Here is a 14,574-nt window from a genome sequence, read left to right as displayed (position 1 = left end):
TTTCAATCCCTGATAGGGATTATAGAGGATTTCGACTGGATATCTCATCTGGCGGGGAATCCACCTTCAAGTTTCAATCCCTGATAGGGATTATAGAGGATTTCGACTACCGACCTCTGAAACGCTTGCTGTATTTAGTTTTCAAGGTTCGATTGCGACAACCTCCTCTAACTATAGCATTTCAGCCCTCGGTTTTGACAACCCCCTCGAATAAAAAAGTCTCAAATCCTTTCTGTATCAGCCTTTCAGCCTTTGCGACAACCTCCTTAGCCGTGAAAAAGGCTGTATCCCTAAGAGCATAAGGAATACAGCCTCAAATTTTGACTCCCCGAAAAAAACACCTACTGGTTGTCGCATCAGACAAAGAAAATCGAATTATCCCGAAGCGCTTCTCCACCGATGCGTTCAACCTTCCCTTGACAACAGCCACAGAGGAAATAGAAGCGAATACTATCCTGGTCTGGCTTAATCACCTTATTCAAACGCGATCGCAACTTGGCATACTGGGTATCCGTCAAACTGCACTCGAACACACTATACTGCATCCACTGCCCATAAGACTTAAGAATACTGTGTATTTTCGTCCGACGCTTATCTTCCGGGATATCATAGGACACGACTACATACATACCCTCTACCTCACAATTAACGGCGGATACTGCTCAATTTCCCCCATCAAATACTTCGCCAAAAGTCGCCCTTGAATTTCAAAGGCTTCCTGATAAGTACATTTGCGCCCCAAGACAGGATGTTTAAAGGTTGATTGCTTCTTTTGTTCATAGAGTTTGAGAAACTCTCGCCGTCCTTCAGGAGATAAAAATACGGCTTGGCTCAGGGGTTCTGTGGTAAACTGCTCAGGCATGAGGATTCGCAGATTAATCCCATTGAGTATCATTGAATCCACAACCAAGGGACGAAACTCTTCCATTAAATCTAGGGCTAATCCCGGACGACCATACTGTTGACAATGAAGATAGCCCAAATAGGGATCAAACCCCACAATATTTACTGCACTTTGAATATCATGACGCAGGAGTGAATAGCCAAAACTCAGCATCGCATTCACCGGATCAGTTGGGGGACGACGACGGCGGGCGGTAAACTTAAATCCAGGGATGCGAATCAGTTGCTCAAAAACACCAAAATACGCTGCACTTCCCGCCCCCTCTAACCCCCGCAGGGAGTTAATTGTATCCGTTTTCTCAATTGGCGCGATCGCATTTTGTAGACGATTCATTGCTTTTTGTAACGTCAGTTCCGGATATTTGCGCTGATTTCGGGTTAGCATCGTGCGATAATTTTTCAGTTTTCCCCGAATAAATCCTCGCACAAGATGTAGCGCTGCTGCTGATTCCCCAGCGGCTTGCCATTGGGCTTGGCGAACAAAGATGTTTTTGGTCAGTTCCGGTTCCAATCGTCCCAGATATTTCCCGGTTCCAGTAATAAAACTGAGGGGAATTTTTCGGTCTAATAGTTCGGTGACAACGGCGGGAGATACCGTCGCCCGTCCGCATACGACTATCCCATCTACTTTAATTAGGGGGACATCTAAAAGTTTCTGTTTGTTGGCTTTGACGCTAAGGCGTTCATCGGTTTTGCCGATAAATGAGTCATCTTGAGTTATGTAAACGGTTCCCATGATTTTTCTCCTGTTAGTCGTGAGGTTGGCGGCGCTAAAGCGCAACTACAAGCAAACATTGATAATAATTGGGTCAGATATTACTGGCGAATTTACAATTTGACCTCTCCCCCAGCCCCTCTCCTGCAAGGAGAGGGGAGCCGGAGTCCAATGGTTACGAAACTCGAATATCAAGAAATCCTTGAACTATCATCGTTTATCGTTACTAAAAAAGAATGATCAATGGCAGTATTGAATCCGGTTCCCCCTTCCCTGCAAAAAAAGCGAAGCATCCTTTGACTTCCCTCCTCGCAGGGGGGAATGAGGGGGGTGGGAAGGGGGCTAGGGGGTTAGGTTTTATTCGTCTTCCTGATATCGCCCCACCTTTTTGGCGGCTTGGGGTAAACATTGAGAGTAAAAACTACATCCTTTACAACGCTTCGTGTAAATCGGTTGAGGCATTTTCCCGGTTTCCAGTAATCTTGTCACCGATGCAATCGTATCCAGGGTTTCCTGTCGCAATGTATCAGAAATCTCGACGAATTGCCGCTGATGAGAATAGGCATAATAAATATAGCCACGATGAATCGATTGTCCGGTCATTTCTTCCAAACATAACGCCTGGGCGCACACCTGCAATTCATCATTATCCCATTCCCCTTTCCGCCCCCGCTTATATTCCACGGGATAGAGTTCACCAGATTCTAACTCAATTAAATCGGATTTACCAATTAGGTGATACTGTTGAGATTTCAGCCAAATCGCTCGTACCTGCCAAACTTCCTCCCGTTGAGATTCAGTTAATCTATGGACGCGATCGTGTAAACTGGTGCCATCAATGGTATAGTAATTCTCGCTAAATTCCCCCGCACAAAACATCCGCCAGCAACGGTGGGGACAGTAGGAATAGTGGTTAAGAGAGGCGATGGGAATGTAATCGGTATTGTTCATTAGTTTTACCTGTAAATGAAGGGTTAGGGTTTTATGTTGAGATCCCCCTCGCATCCCGCTTAAAATCCGGTTCCCCCCTTTTGAAGGGGGGCTAGGGGGGATCTATAAAATTAGGTTCGTGGAAAATCTAGTTCATTTATTCGGTGGGGAGGGCGGGTTTTGTTGTTCATTTATCGGTGAATCGTTGAATTTAGTCCCTAAACCCGCCCCTACACAATAACCTAACCAATTTAGAGATATTCCGGTGCAAGGTGGAGAGGGCGGGTTTTGTTTTTCTATCGACGGAACTCACCCAATTAAGAAATAGGGCGTGTAAATGGCGTCCACTGAGAAACTGGGTGGGAATTGGTGATTGGGGAAGCAGGTTGAGAATTAGACTATGAGGCATGGAAATAACCAATTATCAGGGTATTTGTAGGGACACCGCACTGCCGTGCCCTTACCTACATCATCAACTAAAGCGATACTGCATCAGCGCGGGAATTTTGAGACGATTAAATCGGTAGTATTGTCCATGTAAACTTACCATTTTGATCAGACTTACCGGAGGCATATTAATCACATCATAACTGGTAACTCGATGGGAAAACATCACATCTAACGGGTTAAGCGGATAGGGAAATGTAAAATCTTCTGCCCTCCCAGATAGTTTACTTTCCTGGGTTTCTACAATCTCCACCCGTGCCTTACTTACCCATTTTCCTAACCGAATCCAGGTGGGCAAGGTTAAGGGAGTTTGGCTAATCACAAAGCCTTCAAATTGACTTTCTGGGGCAATTTCTTTTGCCCTGCCAAAACTGGGGATATTTTTCTGGGTTTTCTTCATCTCAACGTGATAGCGATTGTCGGCATATTTCCAGGTATTGAGAACCGACGCATGATAAATGCTGCGGGCGGGGGTAACATAAATGCCTTGTTGATTCAGCGGGGTTAATTGTGCTTGATATTGGGGAACTTGTTCGGCACAAAAATAGCGATAGGATGCCTCTGGAGGGACGGTTGTAGCATATCGTTCACTATCAACTAATCCTAAGGCATAGGAGAGGGCATAATTGTGGAGTATGGGTTCGGTTTCATAGAGTCTGCCTATTTCACGAGTGGCGAAATAGAGACTATCGTGTAATTCAATTTGATAGCGATAAAGGATTGCCATAATGTTCATGGAGATTGGGGATTGGAGGTTGGGGAATTTACTCGATAAGAGATCCCCCCTAACCCCCCTTCAAAAGGGGGGAACAAGATGTTTCTCAAGGTTAACGTTTCCTCTAAAAAGGCGGGGACAAGATATTCCTCAACGTTTCCCTAAAAATAGAGGAACAAGATATTTCTCAAAATACCCCTTTTTAAGATGATTCTAGCTGGTTGGGACTGTTTGAAGCAATTGAGGAACAAAACACTTCTCAAAGTCCCCCTTATTAAGGGGGATTTAGGGGGATCTAAACGGGAACTACATTGAACTGACGTTGATGCCAATATCAGCCTTGCGCCCCTACATCAACTTGTTGATTTCGCTTTTGCCTTTTTCTTAGAACTAATGTGTTTTTGGGCATAGTCTTTGGCTTCAGCATCGGCTTGTTGTAACACAGACTTAATTCCGGCTTCAGTTCCGACCAAAGTTTTCACCTCATTCAGCAGCGGTTGAAACTCATCGCCAATATAATCGGTGTGGACAATAAATTCTTGACTCATTAACTGTTCAATCGCGGTTGTTGCAGCATCTATGACATCCTCTTCATCTAAAGGATCAAGAGTGGGCAAGGTATTTTTTGCCTTCATTTGGTCATAAATTCCCTGAGTCCAGCGTAAATTACTGATAATCTCTCCATCAGCAAAAATCACCCCCAGTAATTCATTTCTGACTCGTCCCGTGCGTGTGGTTTGTGCGCCATAATGACGGGTACGGAGGATATTATTGAAGACGTAAATAAAGCTGGCTTCTGTGGCATCTTTGAGGGTGACAATACTGGGAAAAAAGACTTGGGGGCGAATATGATCCTGTTGATTAATTCGACTGGTGACTTCTCCCGGTTTAGAACCTTTTTCTCCTTTTGATGTCATTGTGCCATTTTCAAAGGGTGCATTCAGGGTAAAGGTTTCGTGAGATTCATCAAAGGCGGTAATAGAAAAGGCAGTATCTACGACAACTTTTGACTTTTCTGACCCCGAATCCCCAATGGCAAATCCATAAATAATACAGTCGGGATTATCCATGGCAAAACTGACATTATATTCACACTCATCCGCCGTGATTAAACCATAGTTTCGCAATAACTCTCGCCCGACTAAACGTTCTGGGGTAGACTGTTTCCGCTTGAACATAGACAGGCGACTAATCGTAGTCTTATCTTGAATCCCCGCCCGAACTCGCGCCTTATTCAGTTCGCCATCGGTTTGAAACAGAGGGTAGGATTCAGTAATCCGAAGGGTGAGAAAATGAACATATTTTCCCATCGGCTTGTAGGGAAGTTCTGAATGAAATAGATTCGTGTCGATAGTTTTAAGAAATGACATTCGTTTTCTCCTAATTAGTAAGTGACAATTGAAAAAGAGGTAAACTTTAACGACTCATCTTTCGCTGAAGCTGTCATGCATTTAAATTGGGTATTAGTAGCGAACAAGATGCAAAGCCTGCGCCATGGCTTCGCTAAACGCACTACAAGGATTTCGTCATTATTGACATTAAGGTTTAAATGCCGAACAGCTCATTCCTCCAACTCTATAAACTCCTCCCGAATCTATTAAAATCTCTGCGTACCTCTGCGCCCACCTCTGCGTACCTCTGCGTTAAAAAAACAGTTTTGCTCATCCATTAGCCTCAGCCCTCCCTAACTCCATCCTCCGTTAATTCCTCCTGGCGCTGACGATTTTCTTTATCATCTTCCAGGCGATACAAAAACTCACAAGTATCCCGAATTAAATTCAATTGTCGCCCAGCTAACCGGGCGCGATCGCACCGCAATGCTTTATCAAAAACTTCAACCACAAAGTAGTGGGCAAATTCGACAATTGCCTGCCGTTCTTTTTCCCGATTACTAATCACCCAGCGCCCCTCAGCCGTTGATCCATGAACCCGATCCATCAGTTTAAACACTTCCGCCGCTACCGCCATCACCAAGGCTTCCCCTTGAAACACAGTTGTATCGGCTTTTAAAATAGTATCAGCGGCAATATCAATGGGTTTTAACACCGCATTCGCTTTAGGATTATAGCGCTTATTTGCCCGATAAAATTGGCGATATAGTTGCATCAACCGTTTAGGATGATTGAGACTCGATTTTTCTGTCACGATTAACTCCTCCCGTTCGGGATCATAATAGGTATAGGGGTCAAAACAAGGGTAAAACTGATAAGCATAGAGGCGAACTTTATTCAAAGGTGCGGTATCATGGGTTTGGCTACGAACCCAGCGGTTTAGATAACTAAAGACATAGAGAGGACTGGTTTCAAAATCTTTTGCCAGTTCGGTTAATCTGCCCCAATTCGGGTCATACCCAGATTTACCCGATTTAGCATTAATATCCAGATGAATCGCATACGCCGCCGTGAGAACATTCAACGGTGCAGGATACTCAATTCCGTTCTCCATCCAGCCTTCCAGGATATAATCTAACCGGAAGCGATCGCGTTTCACCAATGCCCGAAATGCTGGGGGCGCACTATCCAGAAAAACCGTCTCTTCAAACGCCGCGCCATCCGTAAACGGCGGAATCGGAGACTCAGACACTACCGTTTTAACATCCAGAATCATCGGAAACGCTAACCCTAACCAACTCGGCATTACCCACGACTCCGTATCCGTACTATCGCGCCCCGGCGGGATTGCCATAAAATAAAATGTCATCGGTTGATCATCAGGATATGCCAATTTAAACGTGCGATCGCGCCCCGGTTCAAAGGTGTCTTGAATCAGAAACATGTCCACCGTCTGATAACGGCTACGACTTAAGTCTGCCCTCAACTCTTGACTAATAAAATGATTGCGAATCTGAGTATTAAACCGGGTTTGGGCAATCCCATTATAAGCCTTTTGCAGGAATTTATTCGTCTCTGGCGTAAAATAATAAGTGGGATAAAAATACAGATACCGATATTTCCCATCCTCAAACCTTTTCCCCACCGCCTGGGTTTGGTTCATCAATATTTGCCGCAACATCATCTCAATTCCCGCAATACTGGAAATATTCCGCTTAGCATTAGAACCGCCCAGCATTTGCTTATTCGTATACACCTGAGGCGTAAATAAAACCGCTGATTCCATCTGTTCCGTTACCGTATAGGGAGAATGGGAAATCGAACAAATTAACTGACGCCCTCGCCCGGATTTCTTCGCCGCCTGATACGTCGCCAATTCTGCTAAAAATACATCAACTGTCGCCTTGTCATCTCGATGACTGGGTAACATCACCACCCGTTCCAACCAAAGCCTTAAATCATCCCAGCCATCGGGTAATTCATACTCAGATATCAGAGGTTGAATTAACGCGGTTATATAGGCAATTAACTCCTCCCCCGTGTCGCGAATAGTTTCCAACCCTGGATGCTTTTGCAGATATTTCGCCGCCAAAAAATACCATTCGTAGGGAACACCCCCTGTATTTCCTTTTAACTTCTTCTGCTTCAGTCGTTGATTAATCTGCTGAATCTCCCGAATTGGCGGTAAATACTCCCCTAGATGCCAATATTCCGCCAGTTTATGGACTAAATCCAGATGGGGAAGTTCAGGTAACGACTTATTTTGCTTCCGCGCTGCTTCAATTTGATTCACCCGTTCCCCCCAAATCTTACGACTGACTAAATCGCCAAATTCTGCCAATTGATCAATACGAATATCATCGCCAAATTTAAAGTCATAATCGGCGGATAATATTCCCTGTTGCTGAAACTTAACTAGGTTATCACTACGACTCTTGGCGACTGAGGGTTTATTTGGATTTAAAATCCGCAAGGTTGCATCTAAGGCTACCTCCATTAACCCAGACTCATCAAAAAATAACTGATAATAGTCCGCATATTTCATTCCCTTCCCATCGCGCCCAAATCCCGTTTGTCTCAGGCGCAATTGTTCCCGACATAGAGATTTAATCCTAGCGACAACCTTATCGGATAAACCCGCTAGGGAAATCGCAGGCGCGTGGCGATGTGCCACATAAATAACCCCGGTGGGTAAATAGAGTAAGGGTTCAATATCTGGATGTGTCTGATGAATCTGAATTAAGGCATTATTTACCACATTAGTTAATACGCCGCGATTCTCGGCAATACTGTGATAAGTAAATGTCAATTGTCCATCACTAAGACTGTGAATAAGTTCTTTAAGTCTAGGATTTGTCGCGTCTTGAGGATGCTTAACAATCGACGCCAAGGAGTCAGCTAAACAAGTTAACTCAGACAGACAGCGCAGCGTGCGATCGCGCAATACTGGATTGAGTCCATATTCAGAGAAGTTCCAGTTAGTATCCCAGCGTCGTTGGGCATTATACGCCATGCATAATAAATCATCAATATATTCAGAATAGGTGTCAGGATCTCCTGGATTAATGAAGGAATCTAATCCCAGTTGGCGCACTTTTTGATCAATAATCTGCCGATGTTCATTGAGGGACAATTTTCGGCAATCTTTGGGGACATCGGGGAACTTTTCAAAGTCATGGAGAATAAAGGCGGCGATGACTAAGCGGCGTTCACGTTCTCCCACGACTCGTTGAACGGTTGTGTTTAGAGTTTTGAGTCGCTTTTGAATTAAATTGGCAGGAAATACGCCATTAAGTAAATGGGTATTCAGGGATTGATCAGTCGCATTATCTCGGCGGACTTTTTCTTTCCCTTCGGCTTCTCGCTGTTGATCTAAGTGATCAAAGAATTTTCCCCCTTTTGCAGTAACACCAATGGCGAATTGTAAGAGATTGGGTACAACATACTCGCCAAAATCCTGCATCACGGGGTCATCGGGATTCTGTGCTTGAATTGCGTCTCGCAGTAAGTTTAGGGTGAGTAAAGATTGAGGGGTTTCAATGGTGCGATTTGAGGATTCTGTATCCAAGCCTAAGTCGTCATCTTCTAACCAATCATCATCGGGTTCTGGGGTTATATCGAATAGGGATAATTGGTTAAATTGGGGGTCGGATTGATGGGATTTTTGGGTCATGGTTTACCTCGATAAATCTTGATATTTTCCTAGGTTTCTCAGGGACTGTTTCACCCTCATCCCCTAACCCCTTCTCCCATCAAGGGAGAAGGGGAAACAGATATTTGGAACCAGCTATTTTTAGGGTGGTAGGGTGTGTTAGCGAAGCGTAACGCACCTTTTCACGATAGGCGATGGTGTTAAGACAAGACATAAGCAAATTGATGTCACAATTATTACCTGTAGGGGCACGGCACTGCCGTGCCCTTACTCCATAAAAATCAAACGTTATTATCAGCAATGAACTCACGCGCATAGAGTAAACAAGCGTGTACATCTTCCGGTTCTAACCAGGGATAACTGGCTAACAATTTCTCGATGGTATCGCCTGCTGCCAGCATTCCGAGAATGTGTTCAACGGCTAATAGTTCTTTTAGTTGTTGTATTGTGGGTTGATTTTGCTGCATTTTGAGATTAAGTTGAGTTGAATGTATTTAGGAATAGCGCCAAGTTTGTCGTCAGTGTTTCGGCGTTGATGGCGCTAAAGCGCAACTACAAGCGCAACTACGAACGAATTAAGTAATCCATATTTCTCCTCCCTGATTCTGAAGTCGATGGGCTAGGGTATCGAGTAATAATGCGGATTGTCCAAGGGCGATCGCATAAGGGGCGGTAGCTTCGTGTATACTGTACTGGTCGCTGATCGGATAGATCTGAAAGTGCATCGGTAAGCGTAATCGCCGTCTCACTTCTACGACGGAATGCGACAAGATATAGCTGACTAATCCCTGCTTCTGTAACCGTTGGTTAATTGCACCCACCCAAGGGTTATCGGGTTGCCAAATTTGAATCCCGGTGATTACCTGCACCTTGAACGCCTCTGCAATCGGTTGTAAGTCTCCTGGATAGGTAAACCGCCAGTTTAATCGTTCCTCCCGATAGGCGTGCAATTTCATAAACCCCAGACAGTATTCAAACCTCCCTTTGGCAATCGGTTGTCTGGTGTCTGTGGCGGCCTGCTGAAGTGTCCGTATAAATCCGGCTTTCGTCCACCATTCAATCTCTAGGTTACTGAGAATTCCCGGTAGGTTGTAGGTTTTAAATCGGTCAACGGGATTGTCTTCGGTGATGTCATAGAGTCCACATTGTAATACGCTTACCCCCCGAAAACTTGCCGCATCTTCAGCAATGGGATTACCTTTCTTTCCTGATAATTTTTGCCAGTCTTGCGCCCATCCCCGAATCCGCCCCGCCACTCGGTTCAATTGGGTATTAAATACGGCTTCGCTGAGTTGACAAAACGTTTCCCGACTCTGGGCGTACTGAGACTGAATCGTGCGATCGCGTAACTGATAGGCTAAGAAACAGGACTGCACTGCCCCCCAGCGGGAATAATAGCCGCGAAAGTCGTTAATCTGGCGATAGTTTTCGGTAATAGTCTGATGCAAAAACGAGCGATCATAGTCTCCAGTAGGGTGTAATGGGGGCATCTCTGCTGTAAACAAGCGTTCGACTAAAAAGTTGGGGACTAAGGCATAAGCGGTAAAGGTTTTAAACTTGACAAATTTACCCTTTTGCTCATATCCCTGATGGCGTCCCAACCGCCCCAACCGTTGAATAAAGTTCCCGGAATCAGCCGACTCAAAGATTAAGAAATTAATCTTAAAATCTACGCCCACATCAATGGTACTCGTGCCAACCACTAAATCCGCCGCCAGCGATCGCGCTTTTTCTCCTATCCCCGATAACCCGGTATTTTCCCCCACCGTTAACCCCACAGGCTGCAACTGTTCTCGCAAAAAGGGTACCAGTCGCTTCACAGCAGCAATGGAGTTGAGAATAATCGCCCCTTTACTCCCTGGATGCTGCTGAAACTGAGCTAAAATTAACGCTAACTGGTTGACTATCCAGGCTTCTGAGGCATTAAATGAGGGATCGAGGGGAAGAAAATTAAGCGTAATTGACCGAGAAACTTGCCGCCACTGCTGCTGTTCTAACTCTTGACAGTCTGCTACGGTATCGGGAAACTGATAGGTATTGTTAATTAGCTTGACCCGAAATCCTGCTTTTTGCAATCGCTCAATTAACGGTGGTTCTGGTGTCGCCGATAGAAATAGGATTTTTTTGCGGCGATTGGTACAGCGAATCAGCAACAGGGTGTTAATAATACTGGCAACTTGGGGCGGATTAAAGACATGAAATTCATCAAAGATAAATAAGTCAAAATCCTTATCAATTCGCCCCCATAACCGATCCGGACTATCCCCCTTCACCAAATACGCCCCGCGATGTAAATAATGGAAAATATCGGGATTGGTGAGTAAAACTTCCGCCTGACCGCTACGAGAGGCGATCGCGGCGCTTTTTCGTAATCCTTCATTTTCGGCATATTGTTCTAAGTCTGCCCCAGACAGTCGCACAACACGGGGGTCATTGGCAGGCTGAAAGGTATCAATATAGCCGCGAATCTGGAGTTCTTGATCACGGGCAAGTTCATTGGTAGGATAGAGTCCAATGGCACAACTGTTCCCTTGCAGAACCTCTAAATAAGCGGCTAAACTTTTCCCATCTCCAGTCATGGCGGTGTTGAAAATAACATCAATGTCTGGATTTCTGATGGCGGCTAAGGTTTCCACTTGATGTCCAGAAAGGGATGACCAGCCTTGGGGTAAGGTGAACCCTGCGGGTACTTGATCAGCCGGACAAGAATAGATGGGTTTGAGCGTAATTTGATACTCGGACATATCCTTAAAACAGTGTCCGTAACGTCTTGTTATTTCCCATGATGACACTCAAAATAGAAAATGAGCCACATTATCCGGATAAAGTGTCCGTATAAATTCGATGAGTCGTAAAGGTCAGTCGATCACCCTATCCCTATCCGCACGAGACAAAACCGAACTGGAAGCGATCGCGCTAGAATTAGGTATCTTATGGGGAGAGCGTGCCAATATCTCCAAATTAGTGGAAGCGATCGCCCGTCGTCAGTTATTGGTATTACCGAATCAGGATTGGATCGATAGTCGCATCCAGGCGTTAAATCGGGCAATTGACGCCTTAACCGACATCGGCGAGATGGAACAAGCGCGGATTGTGGCAGAATTATTACTCGAACGCAGCGAACTCTCGATTCCCCTACGCCGCAAAATTCAAGGGTTTGTCGATAATTTACCCCCACCGTGGCGGATAGAGATTGACCGCTATCTGCGCCGGAATCATCCTTTTGAGTTATCCTATCAAGATGCTGCTGGGCGTTTATGGCAGTTTACAATTCGTTATGGGAGAATCAATCTCCACGACAAACGTCAGTACCTAGATTGCTGGTGTGAAGAAACCGAAGGAAACCTGGATATTCCGGAGTTACAGCATAACTGGTGTTTGCGATTGGATCGGATTCAAGACGCCGCGATAACGCCGATTAAGGGACAATGGCGACGCAGTTTGGATCAGATTGAGGTGGAAATGCATCTATTTAGAGGATTAGCATTTGCCTATCAAGCCAGACGCGAGGATCAGGAAAATGACTGGTTACCTGAAAAGCCACGAGTACGGCGGGTGGTGAGAAATATATCGAGTACGTTTTGGTTTCTGCGGGAGGTGAAGCAATATGGCAAAGACTGTCAAATCATCACCCCTGACTCGGTGCGATCGCGTTATATTGATGAGTTAATCGCAACTTGTAATCAGTATGATTTGAAGGTTTCAATCCCTGATCAGTAGGTAGACACAATTAAAGGCGAGAAGTAGAACTCGCTACCCGAAAAGAAGTGCGATCGCGCTGTTCTTTCTCGGTCTATGCATATTTTCTAAAATTAGTCAAGACAATCCTGATAGGAATTTTGCACCAGAGAGGGTTGCATAGTAGCCGTTGTCCACGGTGTAATAGTTACCAAAGGAGAACGTGAAAACTGATACCCTGTTTTATAGCCTGTTTAAAGAATTTCCCAGTATCTTCTTTGAACTGATTAACCAGTCAACAGAACAAGCAACAACCTATCAATTCACCTCCCGTGAAATCAAACAACTAGCATTTCGACTGGATGGTTTATTTTTCCCCAAGACGGAAAACCCCGAAAACCCCTTATATGTCGTCGAAGTTCAGTTTCAACCCGATGAGGATTTATACTATCGTATATTTGCTGAACTCTTTCTGTACTTGAGACAAGATAAACCCTCTTGTCCTTGGCGGGTTGTCGTCATTTATCCAACTCGCCGGATTGAACGAGAACAACCGTTACAATTTCGGGAACTGTTTACCCGAGTGCAACGGATTTACTTGGATGAGTTAGGAGACGATGCATCAGATTCCCTGGGGGTTAATATTGTTAAGCTAGTAATTGAGAGGGAACAAACAGCCCCTGAACGAGCAAGGACTCTAATCGAACAAGCCCAAGCCCAGATAACGGATCAGACGATACAACGGAACCTAATTAATTTAATTGAGACAATCATTGTTTACAAATTACCGCAAAAAAGCCGGGAGGAGATAGAAGCCATGTTAGGATTAAGTGAACTCAAACAAACCAAAGTTTATCAGGAAGCCAAGCAAGAAGGGTTAGATGAAGGTCAACTCAAAGCCAAGTTAGAAGCCATCCCTCGGATGATGCAGTTGGGTTTAAACGTGGAGATGATTGCTGAAGGGTTAGATTTGCCTCTCGAAGTTGTGCAACCAGCAGCACAGTCATTCTCTCAACAGAATGTTGCGGCTTTTATGGAACTGTTAACTCATCAACGAGAGCTTTTCTCGGCTCAAGACTTGGCTAACTTGGCTGAATTAATCAAACCGTTACCCGATAAAATAGAAAATCTATCTGACGCGATCGCACAATGGTGCAAGCAAGAGGGACATTCAGCCCAGCTTCAGGCTTGGCGTCATGTTCTCTCTAGTTTATGGGCAGCTACAGTCGAGCAATTGTTAGCCAGGAATCTCGAATCCCTTGATACTCCATCCGTTGCACTCAAAAAAGCTATGCTACAACAGGCAATTGAATCAGGAGAGTCTTCTAACTGAGCGATCGCGCTATCTCCTTGTTTCCTGATGTCCGAGTTTCAATCCCTAATAGGGATTATAAGCTGTTCGGCATTTAAACCATAATGTCAAGAATTGCGAGATCCTTGTAGTGCGAGCCAGAAAGCTCGCTACTAATACCCAATTTAAATGCATTACAGCTTAGAGGATTTCGACTTCTTCCAACTTTTGGGATTGCCTCAAGTCTTTAGTTTCAATCCCTGATAGGGATTATAGAGGATTTCGACTCAATATCATTTTCCGAGATCAAGCCCGTATTTACTGGTTTCAATCCCTGATAGGGATTATAGAGGATTTCGACGCTATTAGGCTTGGTTTGGCTAACCGTCTGCGCCAGGTTTCAATCCCTGATAGGGATTATAGAGGATTTCGACATCTCCCGTGTGGCGATCGGTTGTTCCAATCTCGTTTCAATCCCTGATAGGGATTATAGAGGATTTCGACTACATGGGCTAAGTCGCGATCATTTCAAAGAACTTAGTTTCAATCCCTGATAGGGATTATAGAGGATTTCGACGTTTATCAGACAGCAAGAGCGGTGGCTTAAACTAAAAGTTTCAATCCCTGATAGGGATTATAGAGGATTTCGACGCAAGACAAACCAGGTTTTTTGCATCTTTAAGGGGTTTCAATCCCTGATAGGGATTATAGAGGATTTCGACGAAAGCATTGGTTTTAGTGCCAGCACCTTCCTTGTTTCAATCCCTGATAGGGATTATAGAGGATTTCGACGCTAATCCCGTGCTTTGCTAGAATGGGATCATACGTTTCAATCCCTGATAGGGATTATAGAGGATTTCGACCCCGAATTGTTGCTGTAAACTTAAATCTGCCATGTTTCAATCCCTGATA

The 14,574-nt window shown here is 44.7% G+C and carries 11 protein-coding genes and 2 CRISPR repeat arrays (2 of these 13 only partly in view); of the genes, 2 read left to right on the top strand and 9 right to left on the bottom strand.

What is annotated here, in order from left to right; translation table 11 throughout:
* Positions 1–107: a CRISPR direct-repeat array (repeat unit 37 nt; unit sequence GTTTCAATCCCTGATAGGGATTATAGAGGATTTCGAC); it reaches 807 nt to the left of the window's first position.
* A gap of 249 nt (positions 108–356) precedes the next feature.
* The 9 genes from cas2 to cas3 all read right to left on the bottom strand — a co-directional run bounded on the left by cas2 (position 357) and on the right by cas3 (position 11,437).
* The gene (gene cas2, locus RIB93_RS19820) at positions 357–629 is read right to left on the bottom strand and encodes a CRISPR-associated endonuclease Cas2 (RefSeq protein ID WP_446374827.1); all 273 of its coding nucleotides are present in this window, start codon (positions 627–629) and stop codon (positions 357–359) included.
* 5 nt (positions 630–634) lie between these two features.
* A complete protein-coding gene (cas1d, locus tag RIB93_RS19815; RefSeq protein ID WP_446374825.1) occupies positions 635–1,639 on the bottom strand; it encodes a type I-D CRISPR-associated endonuclease Cas1d in 1,005 nt (334 codons plus the stop codon).
* Between the two features lie 336 nt (positions 1,640–1,975).
* Complete coding sequence (gene cas4 / locus RIB93_RS19810; RefSeq protein WP_446374823.1) at positions 1,976–2,569, bottom strand: CRISPR-associated protein Cas4; 594 nt, start codon at positions 2,567–2,569, stop codon at positions 1,976–1,978.
* 190 nt (positions 2,570–2,759) lie between these two features.
* Complete coding sequence (locus RIB93_RS19805) at positions 2,760–2,957, bottom strand: hypothetical protein (RefSeq protein ID WP_446374821.1); 198 nt, start codon at positions 2,955–2,957, stop codon at positions 2,760–2,762.
* A 63-nt stretch (positions 2,958–3,020) separates the two neighbouring features.
* A complete protein-coding gene (gene cas5d, locus RIB93_RS19800) occupies positions 3,021–3,722 on the bottom strand; it encodes a type I-D CRISPR-associated protein Cas5/Csc1 (protein WP_446374819.1) in 702 nt (233 codons plus the stop codon).
* Between the two features lie 341 nt (positions 3,723–4,063).
* On the bottom strand, positions 4,064–5,080 hold the full coding sequence (cas7d, locus tag RIB93_RS19795) for a type I-D CRISPR-associated protein Cas7/Csc2 (RefSeq protein WP_446374817.1): 1,017 nt from the start codon (positions 5,078–5,080) through the stop codon (positions 4,064–4,066).
* 304 nt (positions 5,081–5,384) lie between these two features.
* Entirely contained in the window at positions 5,385–8,714 is a 3,330-nt protein-coding gene (gene cas10d / locus RIB93_RS19790; protein ID WP_446374815.1) for a type I-D CRISPR-associated protein Cas10d/Csc3, read from the bottom strand.
* 260 nt (positions 8,715–8,974) lie between these two features.
* Complete coding sequence (locus RIB93_RS19785) at positions 8,975–9,160, bottom strand: DUF433 domain-containing protein (protein WP_446374813.1); 186 nt, start codon at positions 9,158–9,160, stop codon at positions 8,975–8,977.
* A 108-nt stretch (positions 9,161–9,268) separates the two neighbouring features.
* Entirely contained in the window at positions 9,269–11,437 is a 2,169-nt protein-coding gene (cas3, locus tag RIB93_RS19780; protein ID WP_446374811.1) for a type I-D CRISPR-associated helicase Cas3', read from the bottom strand.
* Between the two features lie 100 nt (positions 11,438–11,537).
* On the opposite strand from cas3, the gene RIB93_RS19775 reads away from it, so the two are divergent.
* Together RIB93_RS19775 and RIB93_RS19770 are read left to right on the top strand one after the other, a co-directional pair.
* Complete coding sequence (locus tag RIB93_RS19775; protein ID WP_446374809.1) at positions 11,538–12,413, top strand: helix-turn-helix transcriptional regulator; 876 nt, start codon at positions 11,538–11,540, stop codon at positions 12,411–12,413.
* 181 nt (positions 12,414–12,594) lie between these two features.
* Positions 12,595–13,704: an Rpn family recombination-promoting nuclease/putative transposase gene (locus RIB93_RS19770; protein WP_446374807.1), complete on the top strand. Its 1,110-nt coding sequence runs from the start codon at positions 12,595–12,597 to the stop codon at positions 13,702–13,704.
* Between the two features lie 208 nt (positions 13,705–13,912).
* A CRISPR array of direct repeats spans positions 13,913–14,574; the repeat unit is 37 nt; unit sequence GTTTCAATCCCTGATAGGGATTATAGAGGATTTCGAC (it continues 519 nt past the right edge of the window).

The organism is Coleofasciculus sp. D1-CHI-01 (assembly GCF_040218875.1).
In the GTDB taxonomy this organism is placed as follows: Bacteria; Cyanobacteriota; Cyanobacteriia; order Cyanobacteriales; family Coleofasciculaceae; genus Coleofasciculus.
The sequence above is the reverse complement of the archived record's forward strand: the minus strand, read 5'-3'. Positions and strand labels throughout refer to the sequence as shown.